At 46.8% G+C, this 21,579-nt stretch carries 18 protein-coding genes; 4 read left to right on the top strand and 14 right to left on the bottom strand.

Going from position 1 to position 21,579, the window contains the following annotated elements:
* The first annotated feature begins 244 nt into the window (after window positions 1-244).
* The 3 genes from rep (at window position 245) to ispC (ending at window position 4,906) form a co-directional block, all read left to right on the top strand.
* Window positions 245-2,272, top strand: coding sequence for a DNA helicase Rep (gene rep / locus B0187_RS02125; RefSeq protein WP_078236222.1), 2,028 nt, complete (start codon window positions 245-247; stop codon window positions 2,270-2,272).
* A 100-nt stretch (window positions 2,273-2,372) separates the two neighbouring features.
* Window positions 2,373-3,677 carry a glutamyl-tRNA reductase gene (gene hemA, locus B0187_RS02120; protein WP_078236221.1) on the top strand — a complete coding sequence of 435 codons (1,305 nt, stop codon included), beginning with the start codon at window positions 2,373-2,375 and terminating at the stop codon, window positions 3,675-3,677.
* A 38-nt stretch (window positions 3,678-3,715) separates the two neighbouring features.
* Window positions 3,716-4,906 carry a 1-deoxy-D-xylulose-5-phosphate reductoisomerase gene (ispC, locus tag B0187_RS02115; RefSeq protein ID WP_078236220.1) on the top strand — a complete coding sequence of 397 codons (1,191 nt, stop codon included), beginning with the start codon at window positions 3,716-3,718 and terminating at the stop codon, window positions 4,904-4,906.
* A 47-nt stretch (window positions 4,907-4,953) separates the two neighbouring features.
* Here the strand turns inward: ispC and B0187_RS02110 are convergent, their stop codons facing one another.
* From B0187_RS02110 to yhbY, 13 genes are all read right to left on the bottom strand, one after another.
* Window positions 4,954-5,775, bottom strand: a complete 822-nt coding sequence (locus B0187_RS02110) for a tetratricopeptide repeat protein (protein ID WP_078236219.1) — start codon at window positions 5,773-5,775, stop codon at window positions 4,954-4,956.
* A gap of 74 nt (window positions 5,776-5,849) precedes the next feature.
* Window positions 5,850-6,644, bottom strand: coding sequence for an acyl-ACP--UDP-N-acetylglucosamine O-acyltransferase (gene lpxA / locus B0187_RS02105; protein WP_078236218.1), 795 nt, complete (start codon window positions 6,642-6,644; stop codon window positions 5,850-5,852).
* A 25-nt stretch (window positions 6,645-6,669) separates the two neighbouring features.
* Window positions 6,670-7,134, bottom strand: a complete 465-nt coding sequence (gene fabZ, locus B0187_RS02100) for a 3-hydroxyacyl-ACP dehydratase FabZ (protein ID WP_078236217.1) — start codon at window positions 7,132-7,134, stop codon at window positions 6,670-6,672.
* Between the two features lie 15 nt (window positions 7,135-7,149).
* A complete protein-coding gene (gene lpxD / locus B0187_RS02095; RefSeq protein ID WP_078236216.1) occupies window positions 7,150-8,175 on the bottom strand; it encodes a UDP-3-O-(3-hydroxymyristoyl)glucosamine N-acyltransferase in 1,026 nt (341 codons plus the stop codon).
* Complete coding sequence (locus B0187_RS02090; protein ID WP_078236215.1) at window positions 8,175-9,035, bottom strand: OmpH/Skp family outer membrane protein; 861 nt, start codon at window positions 9,033-9,035, stop codon at window positions 8,175-8,177. Before B0187_RS02090 ends, lpxD begins: the two co-directional genes overlap by 1 nt.
* 82 nt (window positions 9,036-9,117) lie before the next feature.
* Window positions 9,118-11,550 carry an outer membrane protein assembly factor BamA gene (gene bamA / locus B0187_RS02085; RefSeq protein ID WP_078236214.1) on the bottom strand — a complete coding sequence of 811 codons (2,433 nt, stop codon included), beginning with the start codon at window positions 11,548-11,550 and terminating at the stop codon, window positions 9,118-9,120.
* 66 nt (window positions 11,551-11,616) lie between these two features.
* Window positions 11,617-12,936, bottom strand: coding sequence for an RIP metalloprotease RseP (rseP, locus tag B0187_RS02080; RefSeq protein WP_078236213.1), 1,320 nt, complete (start codon window positions 12,934-12,936; stop codon window positions 11,617-11,619).
* Window positions 12,937-12,950: 14 nt separating this feature from the next.
* Entirely contained in the window at window positions 12,951-13,820 is an 870-nt protein-coding gene (locus B0187_RS02075; RefSeq protein ID WP_078236212.1) for a phosphatidate cytidylyltransferase, read from the bottom strand.
* Window positions 13,821-13,846: 26 nt separating this feature from the next.
* Complete coding sequence (gene uppS, locus B0187_RS02070) at window positions 13,847-14,560, bottom strand: polyprenyl diphosphate synthase (RefSeq protein WP_078236211.1); 714 nt, start codon at window positions 14,558-14,560, stop codon at window positions 13,847-13,849.
* A 143-nt stretch (window positions 14,561-14,703) separates the two neighbouring features.
* Complete coding sequence (gloB, locus tag B0187_RS02065; RefSeq protein WP_078236210.1) at window positions 14,704-15,411, bottom strand: hydroxyacylglutathione hydrolase; 708 nt, start codon at window positions 15,409-15,411, stop codon at window positions 14,704-14,706.
* Window positions 15,412-15,461: 50 nt separating this feature from the next.
* Window positions 15,462-16,379 carry an N-acetylglucosamine kinase gene (gene nagK / locus B0187_RS02060; protein ID WP_078236209.1) on the bottom strand — a complete coding sequence of 306 codons (918 nt, stop codon included), beginning with the start codon at window positions 16,377-16,379 and terminating at the stop codon, window positions 15,462-15,464.
* A 1-nt stretch (window position 16,380) separates the two neighbouring features.
* Window positions 16,381-17,076, bottom strand: a complete 696-nt coding sequence (locus B0187_RS02055; protein ID WP_211272699.1) for a phosphatase PAP2 family protein — start codon at window positions 17,074-17,076, stop codon at window positions 16,381-16,383.
* A gap of 91 nt (window positions 17,077-17,167) precedes the next feature.
* Window positions 17,168-17,476 (bottom strand): ribosome assembly RNA-binding protein YhbY, encoded by a 309-nt coding sequence (gene yhbY / locus B0187_RS02050; protein ID WP_078236207.1) that lies wholly within the window; start codon window positions 17,474-17,476, stop codon window positions 17,168-17,170.
* Window positions 17,477-17,595: 119 nt separating this feature from the next.
* Between yhbY and B0187_RS02045 the strand changes: the two genes are divergently transcribed.
* Entirely contained in the window at window positions 17,596-18,354 is a 759-nt protein-coding gene (locus tag B0187_RS02045) for a glycosyltransferase family 2 protein (RefSeq protein ID WP_078236206.1), read from the top strand.
* Between the two features lie 90 nt (window positions 18,355-18,444).
* Here B0187_RS02045 and B0187_RS02040 read toward each other — a convergent pair whose 3' ends face one another.
* A complete protein-coding gene (locus B0187_RS02040; RefSeq protein ID WP_078236205.1) occupies window positions 18,445-21,570 on the bottom strand; it encodes an efflux RND transporter permease subunit in 3,126 nt (1,041 codons plus the stop codon).
* Between the last annotated feature and the right edge of the window lie 9 nt (window positions 21,571-21,579).

Raw genomic sequence — 21,579 nt, 5'->3', positions numbered from 1 at the left:
TTGAAATAATTTATCTGATGAAATTATTACCCAAATTGACTTCATTTTCGCCCTTGAAATGCAGTCGAAATGATCTAGATCAACGTTTATTTTTTATGCAATAAATTGGAAAAATTTTCTTATAACGCCAATAACCAACGGCTAACAATAGCGTAACAAATCCACGATTGCGTATCGACAATTCCCAAAAAATCCTTAAAATCCTACCGCTTGCAATCCGTCAATTTTAGCGAAAAATCAAAGAATGAAACTCAACCCACAACAACAACAAGCGGTGGAATATGCCGAGGGGGCGTGCCTTGTTTTAGCAGGGGCTGGATCGGGCAAAACTCGGGTGATTATCAACAAAATCGCCCATTTGATTGCCCATTGTGGCTACTCGCCGAAGCAGATCGCCGCCGTTACTTTTACCAACAAAGCCGCTCGCGAAATGCGAGAGCGGGTCGCCCATTCGATTGGCAAGGAAAATAGCAAGGGGCTAACCATTTCCACCTTTCACACTCTCGGCTTTGAAATTTTGAAACGAGAGCATAAAACCCTCGGCTACAAGGCGGGAATGACGCTGTTTGACGAACACGATCAGCTTGCCCTGCTCAAACACCTATTGCCTGAAAATGTAACGGAAGATAAAGATCTGCTCAAAGCTTTGATTTCCACCATTTCTCGCTGGAAGAACGATCTGCTCTCGCCTGAAATGGTGGTGAGCCGTGTGCGAGATGATCGCGAGCGGGTGTTTTCCCACTTTTATTTGCAATATCAAAATCAGCTCAAAGCCTACAATGCGTTGGATTTTGACGATTTGATTATGTTGCCCGTGTTGCTGTTCCGCCAAAATGGGGAAGCTTTGGCTCGTTGGCAGGCGAAAATTCGTTATTTGTTGGTCGATGAATATCAAGACACCAACACTAGCCAATACGAGTTGATTAAGTTGATCGTGGGATCGGCGGCGAATTTTACCGTGGTGGGCGATGATGATCAGTCGATCTACTCGTGGCGGGGGGCGAAGCCCGAAAATATGCAGCGGCTACGCACCGATTTTCCCCATTTGAACGTGATTAAATTGGAACAAAACTACCGTTCTAGCCAGCGGATTTTGCATTGTGCCAACATTCTGATCGACAACAACGATCACATCTTCCAAAAACGGCTGTTCTCGCAACTGGGCGAGGGCGAAAAGTTGAATGTGATTGAAGCGAAAAACGAAGAACACGAGGCGGAACGGATTGTCGGCGAGCTGATTGCCCACCGTTTTTCCCACAAAACCAAATATAAAGATTATGCGATTTTATACCGCAGCAACCACCAATCTCGCCTGCTGGAAAAATTGCTAATGCAAAACCGTATTCCCTACAAAATTTCGGGCGGCACGTCCTTTTTCTCACGGGCGGAAATCAAGGATATGATGTCTTATTTACGGTTGCTGGTGAATCAAGATGATGACGCGGCATTTTTGCGGATCGTCAATACCCCCAAACGAGAAATCGGGGCGGCGACTCTCGAAAAATTAGGGCAGTTGGCGAATGAAAAGCAGGTTAGCCTGTTTGAAGCGATTTTTGATTTTGAGCTGATTCAACGCCTCACGCCCAAACCTTATCAAGCCCTGCAAGATTTCGGGCGTTGGATTGTGGAATTGAGCGATCAAGCGGTGCGATCCGAGCCAAAAGATGCAATTCAAGCAATGTTGGCGAAGATCCAATATGAGGCGTATCTCTACGAAACCGCCACCACCCCGAAAGCGGCGGAAATGCAGAGCCGCAACGTGCAAACCCTATTTGAGTGGGTGGAAGGAATGTTAGAGGGCGATGAAATTGAAGCCCCGATGAGTTTGGTGCAAGTGGTTAATCGCCTCACTTTGCGAGATATGCTCGAACGGGGCGAAGACGATGACGAGAGCGATCAGGTACAACTGATGACCCTACACGCCTCAAAAGGGCTGGAATTTCCCCACGTTTTTTTGATCGGAATGGAAGAAGGGATTTTGCCCCACCAAACCAGCCTTGACGAAGACAACGTGGAAGAAGAACGCCGTCTCGCCTATGTGGGCATTACCCGCGCCCAACAAACCCTCACGTTCTCGCTCTGCAAAGAACGGCGACAATACGGCGAAATCATCAAACCCGAACCCAGCCGCTTTTTGCTCGAATTACCCCAAGACGATCTACAATGGGAACGCGACAAACCGCAACTTACTGAAACCCAAAAACAAGAAAAAGTTTCCAACAACGTGGCGAATTTGATGGCGATGCTGAAATCGGGGAATAATGCCAAATAAACATATTTTGCCAATTTATTTGCACCTATTCCTTGATTTCATTAAAATGTAACCCTTTTTTAACAGTGATTTTTCACTGTTTTCTTTTTGTGTGGGCAAGATGACAATTTTAGCGTTAGGCATCAATCATAAAACGGCGTCAGTCGGTTTGCGGGAAAAAGTGGCGTTTGTGGAAAACAAGCGTCAATTAGCCTTTTCGCAAATTCAACAGCAGCAACTGGCTGAAAGCGTGGTGATTTTGTCCACTTGCAACCGCACCGAACTCTATTTTCATCAGTCGCAAATTCCCCCCCAAGAGGATCACCCCGAAAATTTAGCGTGGCGGGAACGCTGTTTTCAATGGTTTGCCGAAATTCATCAGCTCGACCAAACGGAACTTCGCCAATGCCTCTATTTCAAACAGAATTTTGAGGCAGCTCGCCATTTAATGCAGGTGGCGTGCGGATTGGATTCGTTGATTTTGGGCGAACCGCAAATTTTGGGGCAGGTAAAACAAGCCTACCAAGACGCAGAAGAATTCTATCAATCGCAAAATCTTTCGATTTCGACCAAACTTTCTCGCCTGTTCCAACGCACCTTTGCCACCGCAAAACGGGTGCGTTCTGAAACGGAAATCGGCAATAGTGCGGTGTCTGTGGCTTACGCTGCGTGCGGATTGGCTCGCCAAATTTTTGACAATTTCGGCAAATTACGCTTTTTGCTCGTAGGGGCAGGCGAAACCATTGAGCTGGTGGCTCGCTATTTGGTACAGCACGGGGCGAAGAACATTATGATCGCCAACCGCACCGCTCAACGGGCGGAAGATCTTGCCGAACGGCTAAACACGCCGATGCAAATTCTGTCGCTGAGTGCGTTGCAGGTAGGCTTGAACCAAGCGGACGTGGTAATTAGCTCAACGGGCAGCCCTGATCTGTTGATTAGTCAAGCAATGGTGAAAGAGGCTCAAAAGCAACGCCACTTTGACCCAATGCTACTGATTGATATTGCCGTGCCGCGTGATATTGATGAAAAAGTGGGCGAATTAGACAGCGTTTATGCATACAGCGTTGATGATTTGCAAAACATCATTCAACGCAATCTTGAACAACGCCAACAAGCGGCGGAACAAGCGAAACAGATTGTCGAGCAAGAGTGCAAAGCCTTTTTTGAATGGCTAAAACAGTTGCAATCCAGCGACCTGATCAAACGCTACCGCCAACAAGCGGAACAGACTCGCCTTGATTTACTCACCAAGGCAATCCAAGCCATTCAGCAAGGGCAAGAGAGCGAAAAAGTGCTACAAGAGTTGAGCTACAAACTCACCAACAGCCTACTACACGCCCCCACCCAAGCCCTGCAAGCAATGGCAAAATCCAGCAATTCGCAAGGGTTGCAAAGTTTCTCTCAGGCGTTAAGAGAAGAATAGCAAGGGGTAGGATTTCTAAAAATTCACAGGAATAAAAGATGAAAAAACTCACAATTCTCGGCTCAACTGGCTCAATCGGGGTCAGTACCCTTTCGGTGGTGGAACAAAATCCCGAACAATATCAAGTTTTCGCTCTGGTAGGGGGTAAAAATGTGGCGAAGATGGTGGAACAGTGCGAAAAATTCCGTCCACAATTTGCCGCTCTTGATGATGCACCTGCGGCTCAACAACTCGCCGAGCAGCTGAAACAACGGCAAATCGCTACCGAAGTGGTGGCAGGGCAAAAGGCGATTTGCGATCTTGCTGCTCACCCCGAAGTGGATATGGTAATGGCGGCTATTGTCGGGGCGGCAGGCTTGTTGCCGACCCTTGCGGCGGTGCAGGCTGGCAAGCGGGTGCTTTTGGCGAATAAAGAGTCGCTGGTAACTTGCGGTCAGATTTTTATTGATGAAGCGAAAAAATCGGGGGCGAAATTGTTGCCCGTGGACAGCGAACATAATGCGATTTTCCAATCGCTACCGCCAGAGGCTCAACAGCAGGTCGGTTTCTGCCCCCTTGCGGATTTAGGGATCCAAAAAATCGTGCTAATGGGGTCGGGTGGCCCGTTCCGCACCAAACCTTTGGCGGAATTTGGCTCGATCACGCCTGAGCAGGCGGTGGCTCACCCGAACTGGTCAATGGGGCGAAAAATTTCGGTGGATTCCGCCACAATGATGAACAAGGGCTTGGAATATATTGAGGCTCGCTGGCTGTTCAACGCCTCGGCGGACGAAATGGAAATTATTATCCACCCTCAATCGATCATTCATTCAATGGTGCGTTATATTGACGGTTCGGTGATCGCCCAAATGGGGAATCCCGATATGCGAACCCCGATTGCTCATACAATGGCGTACCCAGCTCGAATTAACGCGGGCGTTGCCCCACTGGATTTTTTCCAGCTCAAAGAATTGACTTTTATTGAGCCTGATTTCGCACGCTACCCGAATTTGAAGTTAGCGATTGACGCTTTCGCCGAGGGGCAATATGCCACCACCGCAATGAATGCAGCGAATGAGGTGGCGGTCGAGGCGTTCCTCAACGGGCAAATTCGCTTTACGGAGATTGAACAGATCAATCGCTCGGTGGTGGAAAATATCGCCCCTATTGCAATCTGCCAAATTGATGATGTGTTGCATATCGACAAACTCGCCCGCGAGCTGGCAACGCAAGCGGTGCGATTCGCCTAAATTTTAGAGGAAAAAGAAAGGACGCAATTCAGCGTCCTTTTTTATCATTATTTCTTTTTCGATTTTTTGGATCTCCGTTGCGGTTGAGCTTGCGGCTCTGGCTCGCCATTCATTTGAGCCACCAAACGGCGGACGGCATTTTCCGCTTTGGCTTTCTCTTGATCAGAAAGCTCGCCCGCTTTGGCTTGTAAATTGCGTTCCGCGTGGGGGCTGCCGAGGCTTTTCGCTAATAGCCAGTAAGTGTAGCCTAGCACTTGGTTTTTATCCACGCCGATCCCACCAAAATACATCGCCCCGATGTTGTTCAAAGCTTCCAAATGCCCTTGGTTTGCCGCTTGGGTGTAAAGTTTGGCGGCGAGGCTAATATCTTTCTCTTTGCCTAAGCCGAAATGGTAGAACGTGCCGAGATAATATTGAGCATCACGGTCGCCCAGCACCGCCCCTTTTTCCGCCCAACTGATCGCTTTGGCGTAATCTTGTGGCACGAGTTTGCCCTCTTTGTAAAGGGCGATGAGCAAGGTCATTGCATTGAGGTCGTTTTTCTCTGCCGCTTTGGTCAGCCACTCTAAGCCTTTGGTTGCATTGGCTGGCACGCTCGTGCCGTCCCCGTCAAGGAACAAAATCCCCAACGCCCGTTGAGCGGGAATGTAACCTGCGGCCGCCGATTTTTCTAACCAACTGATCCCTTGTGGCTTGTCGCTTGGCACACCCTCGCCCATATAGTAGCGTTTGCCCACTTCAAACTGCATTTCGGCGTTGTCCGCCTCGGCTTGCTCTAACAAGTTTTGAAATTCAGGGGATAAAAACGGATTTCTCGCCACCGCCACCGCAGAAAAGCAGAGAATGGCAAAGGTCATCAACTTTTTCATTTGTCTTTCCTTATAAAATAAAAAACAAGCGGTCAGATTTCGGGAAATTTTGGAAATCCGACCGCTTGTATAGCTTAACGAATAATGCCTCGGGTTGAACGCTCAAAGAATGAGAGGAATAACCCCACCGCTGGTTCAGTTTCCGCCATTTCTCGGATTTCTGGCATCACTTCTTCGAGGGTTTTGTCGCTGCTGTAAATCAATTTGTACACTTTGCGAATAGCGTGCATTGTGGATTTATCAAAGCCACGGCGTTTTAGCCCCTCGATATTCATTCCAAACGGGCGAGCGTGGTTGCCTTGTGCCATTACATAAGGCGGCACATCTTGGCTGACCATTGAGCCACCGCCCAGCATCACGTGCGAGCCAATCACAACAAATTGATGAATGGCGGACATTCCGCCCACAATCACAAAATCATCAAGGGTAACGTGTCCTGCCAGCGTGCCGTTATTGGCGATAATGCAACGGTTGCCGATTTGGCAGTCGTGGGCGATGTGGCTGTTGATCATAAACAGGTTATCATCACCGACACGGGTAATGCCGCCGCCCTGCACCGTGCCACGATGAATGGTAACGCTTTCACGGATACGGTTGCGGTTGCCGATAATGGTTTTGGTCGGCTCGCCTGCATATTTGAGATCTTGATTCACTTCGCCGATACTCGCAAATTGAAAAATCTCGTTTTGCTCGCCGATTTCCGTATGCCCATTGATCACAACGTGGGAATAGATTTTGGTTTTCGCCCCAATTTTGACGTGTTTTCCAATCACGGAAAACGCCCCAATTTCCACACCAGCACCGATTTCCGCCCCTTCTTCAACCACAGCAAGCGGGCTGATTTTTGCGGTAGAGTCAATCAATCTCATCGCATTTCTCCTTTTGTTGTCTCTTTTATTTGCGAGCACACATTAAGTCTGCTTCGCAGACAATTTTGCCGTCCACATAGGCTTTGCCCGTGAAAAGGGTGATCCCACGGCGTTCTTTAATAAATTCGACTTCAAGTACAAGTTGATCCCCTGGTACGACAGGGCGTTTAAAACGGGCATTGTCGATTGAGGCAAAATAGTAAAGTTCGCCCTCGTTAAGTTTGCCGTAGCTTTTGATCGCCAACACCCCCGTGGCTTGTGCCATTGCTTCTAAAATTAGCACCCCTGGGAAGATTGGGGCGGCAGGGAAATGCCCCGTGAAACAAGGCTCGTTTACGCTGATATTTTTCACCGCACGCAACCATTTGCCTTCTTCAAAATCCACCACACGATCCACTAATAAAAACGGATAGCGGTGGGGCAACATTTGCATAATTTCGGTAACTTCAATAATTCTTGGCTCTCGATTTTCTTGCACTTCAATCGTCATTTCAAACTCCTAAAATCATTCGCTTAAACGTTTTTCAACGGCTTTGAGACGCTCGTTGATTTTATCAATGTTCATTGTGAGGGCGGCGGTTTTACGCCACTCTTTGTTTGGTTGTAATGGAATCCCCGAAGAATAGATGCCTTTTTCGGTGATTGGTCGCATCACCATTCCCATTCCTGTGATGATCGCCCCATCGCAGATTTCCATATGTCCATTGATAACACTTGCCCCACCGATTTGGCAGAAACGCCCCACTTTAAGGCTACCCGCCATAATCACGCCGCCCGCCACCGCCGTGCCGAAGCCGATGTGAACGTTGTGGGCAATTTGGCAGAGGTTATCAATAATCACATTATCTTCGATCACCGTTGGATCTAACGCCCCTCGGTCAATACAGGTGCAAGCCCCAATTTCAACGCGGTTGCCGATAATCACACCGCCTGTTTGTGGGATTTTGATCCATTGTCCTTTGTCGTTGGCGTAACCGAAACCATCGCTGCCGATCACTGCCGAAGATTGAATTAAACAATCCGTGCCGATTTGCACATTATGATAAACGGACACGTTCGCCCAAAGTTTGGTTCTCGCCCCAATCTTGCTATTTTTGCCGACAAAGCAACCTGCACCGATGACCACATCATCGCCCAACTCTACCCCACTTTCGATCACGGCATTCGCCCCAATCGAAACGTTGTTGCCTAATTTCGCCTCAGGGGAAACCACCGCAGAGGGGGCAATTTGCTCGGCAGGTTTTGGGGTGGAATCCATATATTGAGCCAACAGAGCGTAGGCAAGATAAGGATTTTGCACCACGATCAGGTTTTGCTGTGCGTTACAAAATTCGATATCCGATTCGCTGACAATAATCGCCCCCGCTTCGCTTATGGCAAGTTGCGAGCGATATTTCGGATTGGAAATAAAAGTAATTTGATCGGATTTTGCTTTTTCTAAGGCAGCGATACTAGAAATAGCCAAATCGGCGTTACCCCTAAGAGTACCGCCGATCTGCCCCGCTAAATCCATTAAACGGAAATTCGCCATTATTTTTTCGCTTCTTCTGGTTTAACGTCTTCGGCTTTTGGTGCGTCAGATTTTTCTGCATTGTCAGCAGGTTTTTCTTCTGCTTTTTCAGGGGCTTTTTGCTCTGCTTTTGGTGCAGAAGCACCCGCTTTAAATTTGTCTTGTAAAGATTTTAAGACAGTTTCGGTAATGTCCGCCGATTCATCTTTGGCATAAAGTGCCACACTTGGTGGGAACACAAGGGTGTAGCCTTTTGCCTCGGCAACTTCTTTAATCGCTGCATTGATTTCGTCCACCACTTGTTTGTTCACCGCAACTGGATCATAACCGCCCGCATCTTTTTGTGCTTTGTTAATTTTCGCTTGGAATTCTTGAACTTTTTTCTGGAAAACTTCCCCTTTTTTCTGGAATGCTTGACCTTTTTTCGCAAATTCCGCTTCACGACTTTGCAATGCGGCTACTTTCTTTTGGAAAGCCTGAGCTTCTGCGTTGATCGCATTTTGGCGAGCTTGGATCTCTTTTGAACGTAAACGTGGTGCATCTTTCTCTAACGCTGCCACTTTTTTCTTCAATGAGGCTTCAACGGCATCTTGCTCTGCTTTTAATTTTTTCGCATCCGCTTCTAATTTGTTACGCTCTGCGGCTAAACCTTGGCTTTCTTGGGCGAGTTTTTTATCTTCTTCCGCCAATTTTTTTTCTTCGCCAGTGAATTGATCGTTCGCTTTGGCAAATTTTTCAAATTTCGCTGCCGCATCAATCGCAAGCGGGTGGTTTTGCATTAAATAAGGGGCATCAACGAAGCCGATTTTGTCGTTCGCATTAGCAAAGCCAGCGAGGGCGAAAGCGGTGGTTAATGCGGCTACTTTAAATAATTTTTTCATCTGAAAATCCTCTGTAAATCAGATTGCAAGCGGTGGGATTGTGGAAAATTTTTCAAATCCGACCGCTTGCAAGGGTTAAATGTTAGAACGAGCTACCAATGCTGAATTGGAATTGCTCAATGTCATCGCCTTTATATTTGCGAAGTGGCTTCGCATAAGAGAACGCCAAAGGCCCGATTGGCGATTGCCATTGGAACGCCACACCTGCTGAGGCACGCACTTTTTTGTAGTCTTTGAAGTTTTCAAGACCTAAGTTCGCCATTGTTACAGGCTGATTGTTGCCGTTGTAGCCAACCACTGTGCTTTGTTTCCATTTGGTGTTCCATACACTTGCGGCGTCCACAAACAACGAGGTTCTGACGTTGTTTTGGTATTTTTCGCTCACAAATGGGGTTGGGGTAATCAATTCAAGGCTGGCGGTTGCCATTGCGTTACCACCGATAACATCGTAGCTTGCGTTGCTAAATGTTTTTGAATCTTTGTTGTAGTAAACCGCTTTCGGCCCGATTGCACCATAGCTAAAACCACGCAGTGAACCGATTCCACCTGCGGTAAACAGTTGATAGAACGGCACTTCTTTACCGCCGAAACCGTTGGTGTAAGAAAGCCCTGCTTTGGTTAAGATCACCCATTTGTGTTCACGGTTAAGTGGGATATATTTTCTGAAATCGGCACTTAAACGGTAGTATTTGTTATCCGAACCTGGTACGGTAATTTTACCGCCGAGGCTTGCCGCCGTTCCCTCAGTTGGGAAGTAACCACGGTTTAAGGTGTCGTAGTTCCAACCGAATGAAAATTCAAAGTCGGTGGACTTCATTTTGCCGTAATACTCTTGACCGTCAATGATCGCATTTTTGAACTTCATTGAGTTCACATATTTCTCACGGGTAAATTCACGTTGTACGCCTTTTAAGCTATCACGCACCACGCCTAAACCGAGATAGTATGAGTTGTTTTCATCAACAGGGAAACCGAGTGTGCCGTTCGCCCCGTAGGTACGGCGTTGATAACGAGAAAGTGAATCGCTGTTTGAGTTATCGTAATCTTCATAGAATACGTTTCCGCCCAAACTTACCCCGTCTTTGGTGAAATACGGTTCGGTGTAGCCTAAGTTTACGCTCGTACCGTAGTCGTTGCGAGTTCCGCTTAGGCTAATGGTTGAACCCATACCTAAGAAGTTGTCTTGTTTGATCCCTGCTTGGTAGCTGAAACCGCTTTCTGTACCATAACCGATACCGAAGTTAATACTCCCCGTGTTACGCTCTCTGATTTTGTACACGAGATCAACTTGGTCGTTTACGTTTGGCACGTTCGGCATTGACATATCAACGCTTTCGTAGAAGCCTGTACGCTCTAAACGCGCTTTACCCAATGAGGCAGCCCCTGTTGATAACCAAGCCCCTTCCTGCTGACGCATTTCACGGCGTAGGGTTGAGTCGGCGGTTACGCTGTTGCCCTCAAAACGGATTTTACGCACATAAATGCGTTGCCCTGCGTCCACCACAAAGTTTAAACGCACGGTTTTGTTGGCTTCATCAAAGGTTGGCATTAAATCGACTTTCGCCGCACCGTAGCCGTTGTCGCCCAGCACTTGCTTAATGCCTTCTTCCACTTTGAGTAATTCATCTTTGCGGAATAATTGACCTGGTTTAATGTCTTTTAATAACGCATTTAACTCTTTATCAAACTTGGCGGTGTTACCCACAATACGCACTTCGCTGATATTGTATTGCTCGCCTTCGTTGATTTTATAGGTTAAAGCCACGTCTTTTTTGTCTTCGCTGAAATCGACTTTGGTATCTTCCAACGCAAATTTCGCATAACCACGATTCATATAGAAATCACGGATATTGTCTAAATCTTTGTTATACGGCTGTTGCTCAAATTTACTGCTTTGGAAAATATTCCACCAAGAAACATCAGGCTGAATATCAAGCTGTTTGGTTAATTCTTTTGAGCTGAACGCATTGTTACCTTCAAAATTGATGGTTTTAACGTAAGCAACATCGCCTTCCTCAACGTTTAATTGCACGTTGATTTGACCATTTTCCGCTTTGGTAACTTCTTTATTGACTTTGGCGTTATAACGACCCATTGAGCGGTAGTGATCTTCCAACCCTTTTTGGAACGCATCAAGACGCTCGGCGTTATAGATTTCGCCTTTGCTGATCAAATTCGCTTGCAAATTTTGCTCTAAGGCATCGTTTGGAATCGCTTTGTTACCTTCGATTTTGACACTATTGATAACAGGAAACTCAACCACTTTAATCACAAGGGTGTTGCCCTCACGGGTCGCACGCACATCGTTAAAACGATTTTGGAAATAAAGCTGTTGCACCACTCTTGCCACATCACTATCGGTCGCTTTTTGACCGACTTTAATCGGCAAGCTCGAAATAATGCCCGCACCCGTTGCTGGTTGCACACCATCAACACGAATATCTTTCACCACAAAAGGTGCAGCCATTGCCACACCATTTGCCAACAAAAGAGAGGAAAGTAACAATTTTTTCATTGAAAAGATCCTATGATTTACAAAAATTAACGCCAAACTAACCGCTTGCACAGCCAATCAGCGGATTTAAAAATGGATAATATCGTTGATAAAGGCAAACACCATTAAACCTAGCACAAACGCAATCCCCAGTTGTTGGAAACGCATTTCCACTTTTTCTGGCAAGGGTTTACGCCAAATGCCTTCGCCGATCAACAATAATAAACGCCCACCATCTAACGGCAAAATCGGGAATAGGTTCATCACGCCAAGATTGACACTAATCAACGCCATAAAGCTAAGATAATAGATCACGCCAATTTCAGCGGTCGCCCCTGCCCCTTTCGCCATTGAGATCGGGCCGCCCATATTCTTTAAAGACAAATCGCCCGTGAGTAAATTCCCCACAAACTGCAAAATGGTTTTAATTAACGCCCCAACTTTTTCAACGCTCTTGCCAATCGCTTCAAACGCACCGTATTTGATTTCGGTTCGGTATTTGTCTGCAAGGGGTTGGTAAGTTGGCGAAAGCCCAATCAAATAACGCCCCGTTTTTTCTGATTTTTCAGGGGTAAGCGAAAGGGTTTGCTGTCCATTTTGTTGTTGCACCGTTAAAGAGAGAGATTTGCCCTCTTTCACCGCTTCCAGTAGATATTGCCAATCGAAAGGTTGATCGTTGATCGCTAAAATCAGATCCCCCTCGTTGATCCCTGCTTTTTGAGCAGGGGAATTTTCCACCACTTTCGCAATTTTTGGCTCAATTCTACCCGCTTGCGGGCGGATACCTAAACTGGTCAGCGGACTTTCTTTGGTGCCGTCAATGTCCCATTGGGAAAGATCTAATTGAAAGCGTTGTGGGCGATCTTCATCGATCAACGATCCTTCCACTTCCACCGCTTTACTGCCAACATTCGCCACCAATGCAAGGGAAACTTCTTCCCAATCTCGCACGCTCTGCCCTGCCACTCGCTGAATTTGTAACTCTGGCACGAGTTTTGCTTGGGCTGAAATGGAATTTGGCAACACCTGCCCGATCACTGGTTTAACTGTTGGCACGCCAGCGACAAAAATCGCCCAATACGCCACAATCGCAAATAGAAAATTCGCCACTGGCCCTGCTAATACGATAAAAATACGCTGCAACACCGATTTGCGATTAAGGGCTTGGTCGGCAGGGGCAGAAATATCCGTCTCGCCATTCCACATCTGCACATAGCCACCGAGCGGAATCAGCGAAAAAGCAAATTCTGTGCCGTGTTTATCGGTGCGGCGAAACAGCACTTTGCCGAAACCGATGGAAAAACGAATGACTTTCACGCCACATTTACGCGCCGCCCAGAAATGCCCGTATTCGTGCACGAAAACGAGGACGCAGATCAGAATGAAAAAGGCGATAATTGAGGTCATTTTTTATAATACTTTTACAATACGAAGAAAAAGAAAGTCGCAAAAAATGGCACGGCAGCGGTGAGGCTGTCGATACGATCAAGCACGCCACCGTGTCCTGGAATCAGGTTACTGCTATCTTTAATTCCCGCTTGGCGTTTAAACATACTTTCGGCTAAATCGCCCAACACGGAAATCGCCACCGTTGCCATTGAAACAAGGATAAACGGCGTGGTTGCCATTTCTCGCCCAAACACATTGGCAGGTGCGAGGGTTAAAAAGAGTACCGCAATTACGCCAGAAGTGAGCAAACCGCCGATAGCCCCTTCCCACGATTTGCCTGGTGAGACTTTCGGGGCAAGTTTGCGTTTGCCAAAGGCTCGCCCAAAGAAATAAGCCCCCGAGTCCGCCCCCCACACCAATAAAAAGACGTAGAGCAATAAATAAGTGCCTTGATAAGGATTTAACGCGTATTGATGAAAACGCAAGGCAAGAGTCGCAATGAAAAACGGAACAAGGGTGCAAAAACCAAAAATAAATTTCGCACTAACCGAACCCGCCCATTTATTCGCACTGTTCGGATAAGTTACCACCAAGGCTAACGCCACCAGCCACCAAATACAGCCGACAAACAGCAATGGTATGGTTTCGCTAGTCAAAAAACGCCCCGCTTGAATGTAATCCGTATTGACCATAATCGGGAAAATCAGCAAACAGACCGTAACAAAAGCCACAATCGCCCGTGCAAGCGGTCGTTTAAAGCCAACAAATTGAGCCCATTCCCACATCGCCAGTACGATAATCGCCCCCAATACGAGGGTGAACGGCAACGGTGGCAACCAAAAGAGTGCCAATAACGCTACCAAAACCATTACGATTGCAGAAAGAACTCGTTGTTTAAGCATTTTTCCGTCCTATTTTTGTTATTAGATTAGCAACCACCAAAACGGCGATCACGTTGCTGATAAGCCACAATCGCTTCACCAAAAACTTCGTCATTAAAATCAGGCCACAACACGGGGCTGAAAAAAAGCTCGGCATAAGCGATTTGCCAAAGTAAAAAATTGCTAATGCGTTGTTCGCCACTGGTGCGGATTAGCAGATCCACTTGGGGCTGATCCCCCGTGGATAAATGGCGTTGAAAGCAATCAAGGCTGATTTGATCGAGACTTAACTGACCTTGCTGAACCTTTTCGGCGATCTGTTTGGTGGCTTGTAGAATATCCCAATCGCCGCCGTAATTCGCCGCAATATTTAAAATCAACCCCGTATTTTGAGCGGTTAAAGCCTCTGATTGTGCAATTCGCTGCTGCAAACTTTCACTAAAACGGGATTTATCCCCCAAAATTTGCAAGCGAATGTTATTTTTATGCAGTTTTTTCACCTCTGAATCTAAGGCTCGCATAAAAAGCGACATCAATGCCGACACTTCCTGCTCTGGACGCCGCCAATTCTCGCTACTGAACGCATATAAAGTTAGCACTTTAATGCCGTGTTTGGCTGCAAAACTGACGGCAGCACGCACGGCTTTGACCCCATTTTGGTGTCCAAACACACGCAATTTTCCCTGCTGTTTCGCCCAACGTCCGTTACCGTCCATAATAATGGCAACGTGCTGGGGCATTTGGGTTGGATCAAAGTTCACTAAAATACTCGCTCTAATTTGGTTTATCGTGATGAAAAATAGGCGTAACTATACCATAGCTTCCGCTTTTGTGGAATAAGCGGAAAAGAGGAATAACACCCCATTCAGACCCGCATCATTTAGCAAAGTTTAGGCTGTTTTCATCAAAAGCGATCTTTATGCTGACGTAGAGCAATAAATTCGTCCAAACTGACCGCTTGTAAAAACGGGTTGATCTGCTTTTCTAAGCCAATCGTGGTTGGCAAAGTCGGTAAATTTTGCGAGCGTAACTGCTCAACCTGCTGTAAATGCTCGGCAACCTGCCGATTGTCGGGCAAAACGGCTTGGGCAAATTTCAAATTTGAGAGGGTATATTCGTGAGCGGGGAAAGCCACCACCTCATCAGTAAGGGCATTGAATTGCTGTAAGGCATCAAATTGAGCTTGATAATCCCCCGTAAAAACCCTACCGCAGCCTGCGGAAAACAACGCATCGCCACAAAACAGATAACGCTCATCAACCAAATAACTGATATGTTCAGCGGTATGCCCTGCGGTTTTTAACACCTCAATTTGGTGATCTAACCACGCAAATGTAGTGCCTTTTTGCACAATATGATTGGCAAATTCCGCCACCTCGCTTGAACCGTAGATCAGCAAATTCGGATAGTTCGCCACAATTTCCGCCACGCCGTCCGTATGATCAGCGTGGTTGTGGGTTAAAAGGATCGCAGTAAGATCCAGCGATTTTTCGGCTAATGCGTTCAAAACGGGTTCAGCAAGGGAAGGATCAACTACCATTGCTTGCGAGCCTTGCTCAATCAGCCAAATATAATTATCCGAACGAGCGGGAATGGGGGTAATTTTTAGCATTTTTTCGTCCTTTATAGCAAAATGGACAATACAAGATTGTCCATTTAAATTTATTTCAAAAATAGAGCGGCTGCACCACGCGTGCCGCCAGAATCGCCATAAAAGGCTTTTTTGAACACAGGCACTTTGGCGGTTCGCATTAAATGCGGTGGTAACGCTTTCGGTAATGCCTCATAAATATGATCGAAATTCGACAAACCACCGCCAAACACGATCATATCGGGATCTAACACTGTGATTAAATTGCCGATGCTGATCGCCATCAATTCGATATATTTCTCGACAAATGCCACCGTTTTCGGCTCATTTGCGTAGAATTGTTCAATGATCTGCTTCGCCGATAACGCCTCGCCCACCAAATCACGATAAAGCATTTCAAAGCCTCGCCCAGAAATGTAAGTATCCAAGCAAGCACGATTACCGCAACCACATTCATAAATCGGGGCGTTATCCCAGCCGAGCAATTTCAAAGCGTGATAATTGAGCTGTAAATGCCCCACTTCGCCCGCCATTCCGATTTTGCCCGAATGGATTTTGCCGTCAAACACTAAACCGCCCCCAAAGCCCGTGCCGATAATCAAGCCTAACACCGTTTTGAATTGGCGGTTATTTTCGTCCCACGCTTCCGATAACGCAAAACAGTTCGCATCGTTTTCGGCACGCACTTCACGCCCTAGGCGTTCGGTCAAATCTTTTAAAATCGGCTTATTATCCGCTACGCGAATGTTGGTAATTTCAGCAAGCCCCGTTTCACGGTTTACAAACCCTGGTAAACCTAAGCCCACCGAGCCTTGTTCGCCGAATTTCTGATCCGCATCACGCACCAATTTTTCAATAGTAAACAGCCAATCTTCATAGCTGGTTTGCGGGGTGGGAACACGTTCGCTATATAATTTTTCCAAATTTTCATTAAAGGCGGCGAGTTCGATTTTCGTTCCGCCAATATCCAAACCATATAATAACGCCATTTTAGTTACCTCGTTTTTGGAAGAATTTCCACGTTTCTAAATAAGGCACGATCCAGACAAATAACACAATATGGAAAACTAAGGTGATTAAGGTGCTAGTAAAGAGATCGACTGGATAGTGCATTCCCAAGCGTAAACGGCTAATCATCATCAACGCCGACCAAATTACCACAAAAATTTGGGCGAAAACCACCGCTTGTCCACGCAATCCGAGCAATAATCCGCCGAAAACAAGCAACCAAGAAACCGAGAACATTGCGTGTCCAGACGGGAACGAATAGCCTGTTTGATCGGCACGATGTTGGGCGAACAGCGGATAAGGGCTATCTTTGTAATACTCTTTGACCAACACGGCACGCTCACTACGCGGCAACTCATAAAACTGCTCGGATTGCTCGCCCATCATTTGGGTAACGAACGGGCGAGGTTCGGCAAAACCTGTTTTTGCCACTTGCTTAATCACTTGCGTGCCAAGCACCGACCCTGCACAAATCGCCCCGACCAACAACCACGAATAACGTTTGCGAGCCAGCCACATTAACCATAACATCAACAGCACGCAGGTAATCAATGCGTAAGGCACAGAACCCGTTTCCGTTAAGAAATAGAGCGGATAATCCACTGACGGCACAATGATATTTTCATCGCCCGTCCATTGCCAGCCGACTAACCACGCCCCAATCGGCACCAGTAACATCAAAAAAGTATAAAAAGAGAGTCGTGTAATCACGTTAAAACCCCATAAAATTCACGGTTAAAAAGAATCCCCAAAAGGGGGACGTATCAAATTAAATTGATTTTGTGGCTCTTGGTAAAGCGATTTTTTTCTCATCGCTTTGACGATAAAGCACCAAAATATGCCCGATGGTTTGCACCTGCTCGGCATTGGTTTCACGCACAATCGCATCAATAATCAGCTGTTTCGTTTCACGATCCGCCCCTGCGATTTTCACTTTAATCAACTCGTGGTGGTCGAGGGCGTTATCAATTTCCGCCAACACCCCTTCGGTTAAACCGTTGCCACCTAGCATTACTACTGGGCTTAAATGATGTGCCAAACCTTTTAAAAATTGTCTTTGTTTTGTTGTTAAACTCATTGAAATAAAATTACCTTGTCAATAAAAATAAGAAAATAAATCGGGCGAGAAAATAACACAAACCCGCCCTTTTTTAAAGTAAAATAGCGAGCCTAACCCAAATTTTAAAAGGAAATGTTATGCCAACCCTCAGCCTTGCGATGATTGTCAAAAATGAAGCCCAAGATTTAGCGGAATGTTTAAATTCGGTCAAAGATTTGGTCGATGAAATTGTGATTTTAGACAGCGGCAGCACCGACAACACCAAACAAATCGCCCTCAGTTTCGGGGCAAAATTTTATGAAAATCTCGACTGGCAAGGTTTCGGCAAACAACGCCAACTGGCTCAACAATATGTTACCAGCGATTATGTGCTATGGCTTGACGCAGACGAACGAGTAACGCCAGAACTGGCTCAATCGATCAAACAAGCGGTGGGAAAATCAGAAAAAAATAGCGTTTACCAAATCGGGCGATTAAGCGAAGTCTTTGGGCGACAAATCCGCCATTCGGGTTGGTATCCCGACTATGTGGTTCGCCTCTACCCGACCGAATTAGCTCAATATGGCGATGAATTGGTGCACGAAAAAGTCCACTTCCCGAAAACGGCAAAAGTCGAAAAATTACAGGGCGACTTGTTGCATTTTACCTACAAAGATATTCATCACTATTTGGTAAAATCCGCCAACTACGCCAAAGCGTGGGCGATCCAAAAACAGAACGCCGGCAAAACCGCCAGCCTGTTTGACGGCATCAGCCACGCCCTCGGCTGTTTCGTCAAAATGTATCTACTCAAAGCAGGCTTTTTGGACGGCAAACAGGGTTTTCTATTAGCCGTACTTTCCAGCCATTCTACCTTTGTGAAGTATGCGGATTTGTGGAATCGGACTCGAAAATAGGATTGATTAGCAAGGGGTGAGATTAGAAAATTTTCGTAATCTCACCCCTTGTAAATAAAAATCCCCACATAGCAGTGGGGATTTTTTAGGTTAAGCGTGCTGGTTGCTTTCGGTTGGGGTTTGATGATCAACGGCTTTTGGTTGGTTTTCATCAAACTCTGGTAGCGGTTTGTGTTCGCTGGCGAGGAAGGTGTAGATCACTGGCAATACGAACAAGGTGAAGATTGTGCCGATTGCCAAGCCTGCCACGATCACGATACCAATACTGAAACGCATTACTGCACCCGCACCCGTTGCGTAAAGTAGCGGGATCAAACCTGCGATCATCGCAGCGGTCGTCATTAGGATCGGACGCAAGCGGATTTTCGCTGCGTAGAAGATCGCGTCAAAGCGGGATCTGCCGTGGTGCAACTGCTCTTCTTTCGCCACCTCACACATCAAGATACCGTGTTTGGTAATCAAGCCCACGAGGGTGATTAAACCCACCTGTGAGTAGATGTTGAGGGTTGAGCCATCTTTGGCGATCATCGGTAGGCTGAGAATATTCAGCACCAATAACGCCCCACTGATTGCAAGCGGTACGGAAACCAAAATAACCAGCGGATCACGCCACGATTCAAACTGAATCGCTAATACGAGGTAAATCATAATCACCGCAAGCAAGAACGTCATCGCTAAGGCGTTGCCCTCTTGTTTGTATTGGCGAGATTCGCTCATAAAGTCGTAATAATAACCCGTTGGCAAAATCTCGGCGGCTTTGGCTTCCGCCCATTTCACCGCATCGCCCATTGAACCTGCAAGCACCCCTGAAATCGTTGCCGCATTAAGCTGGTTGAGCTTCGGTAACGATTTTGGCTGGGCTTTCAGTTCCATTGTGATGAAAGTGCTAAGTGGCACGGACGAACCATCGCTCGCTTTCACAAAATACTTGGTGAGATCTTGTGGATTCAGGCGATTTTTGCGTTCCACCTGCGACACAATTTGATAAGCACGGCTATCAATATCAACACGGGCAAGGGTCGCACCCGATAAATAACTACCAAGGGTGGCACTAATTTGCTGGGCGGTTACGCCGTAAGCCCCCAATTTATCACGGTCGATTTTGATCGTCATTGAGGCGGTGTCAAATTTGAGGTCAAGCTGGTTAAAGAAGAATTGCCCCGATTTTTGGGCTTCCACTAAGAACTCACTTGCCACCTGGGCGAGCTGGGTGTAATCGTTCGCCGTGGTAATCACGAATGAAAATGGCAAGCCACTTTCCCCTGTGGAAATTTCTGGGAAAGCAAAGCCCATAATTGAGGCTTCGGTAACGCCTGCACCGATTTTGTTCACTTCCGCCATCATCTCTTTTTGGGAACGGCTACGCTCGTTCCAATCCACTAACGGCACAAGCATAAAGGCACCGTTTGCCGATGGAATCCCAGGCATAATTTGGGTCGCTTTTACCTCAGGCAATTTGTTGATCTCTTTCGCCACAGGGGTTAGCACCTCTTGCACATAGTCAAGGTTGGTGTTGGCTGGGGTGGTTGCCATTCCCATTACGATCCCACGGTCTTCCGTTGGGGCGGTTTCGCTTGAAAGGGCGTTAAATAACATCGGTAAAGTCGCAAAAACAGCGATAGCGAATAATAACACCGCCACACGGCTTGCCATTACCACGCCTAACAGTTTGGCGTAAAGTTCGGTGATCCAGTGTAGGGTGGATTCTACGCGTCTTTCTAACCAAGATGGTTTGTCGGTTTTCTTCAAGATTTTGCTCGACATCATCGGCGAGAGCGTTAATGCCGCAATCCCTGAAATAAACACCGCCCCTGCAAGGGTGAGCGAGAACTCTTTAAATAGTGAGCCTGTGATCCCTGTCATCAATGCCATTGGCGAGTAAACTGCCATAAGGGTAATGGTCATTGCGATAACTGGCACGGCAATTTCACGCGTCCCGATAATCGCCGCACGGAATGGGGTTTCGCCCTCTTTGATATGGCGATCCACGTTTTCAAGCACCACGATCGCATCGTCCACCACCAAGCCGATCGCAAGAATCAAGCCGAGTAGAGTCAAGAGGTTGATCGTAAAGCCGAAACCTTGCAACACCATTAACACGCCGATCAAAGAAATTGGGATCGTGATAATTGGAATCACCATTGCACGGAATGAGCCGAGGAACATAATGATCACCACCAATACGATTACCACCGCTTCCGCAATGGTTTTTACCACCTCTTTAATCGAGCTGTTAATCGCAATGGTTTTGTCATACATAATCTCGGCTTCAATGGAAGCGGGTAGATTCTGCTTAATTTCTTCAAATTTCGGGTAGATATTCGCCGCCACATCGAGTGAGTTGGCAGTACTCGCCGCTTCAATCGCCAGCACCACTGCGTCCGCACCGTTTACGATCCCACGGTAGTTATCGCTCGCTTTGTCGAGTTCAACTTTGGCAATATCTCTGAGTTTGATTTGCTGACCGTCTGAGGTGGTTTTGATCACCAAATCTTCCAACGCTTTAACGCTGTTGGTTGAGGTTTCCACTTTGTTACGGTAAGCGGTGTAATAGCCGTTCGCATTACCTGCGGCGGTTTGCACGTTATTTGCCGCAAGGGCTGAATTAACCTCTGGGGCAGATAAACCTAAGCCCGCCATTTTGTCGGGATCGAGCCAAATGCGTAAACCAAATTCCGCACCACCGAAGTTATTCACTTTCGATACACCTGGCACGGTAAAGAGCTGTGGTTTGATCACACGCTCAATGTAGTCGGTGATTTGTGGGGCGGAAAGTTCTTTTGAGGCGAAGCGGATAAATACAATCGCTTCCATTGAACCTGTTGAGGCACTGATTGACGGATCATCAATCCCCGAAGGCAATGCCGAACGCACCGCATTTACTTTTGAGGTAACATCCGCCACCGCAATCCCAGGGTCAGTATTGAGCTTCATTTTCACCGTGATCGTGCTTGAACTCGGCGCACTATCCGATTTAATGTAGTCAATGTTATTCGCTTGGGCGATCGATTCTTCCAACTTTGAGGTAACGAACGCCTGCATCGTTTGAGCATCCGCCCCCGCATAGGTGGTCGAAACCGTAATGATCGTGTTGGTCATTTTCGGGTATTCACGCACTTGCAACTTAAACATTGCCTGCAAGCCCAAAATCACAATCACGATACTAATACTAATCGCTAAAACGGGTCGCTTAATAAAAATATCGGTAAACATCAATCACCTCAA

The organism is Haemophilus paracuniculus (assembly GCF_002015115.1).
In the GTDB taxonomy this organism is placed as follows: domain Bacteria; phylum Pseudomonadota; class Gammaproteobacteria; order Enterobacterales; family Pasteurellaceae; genus Haemophilus_E; species Haemophilus_E paracuniculus.
The sequence above is the reverse complement of the archived record's forward strand: the minus strand, read 5'-3'. Positions and strand labels throughout refer to the sequence as shown.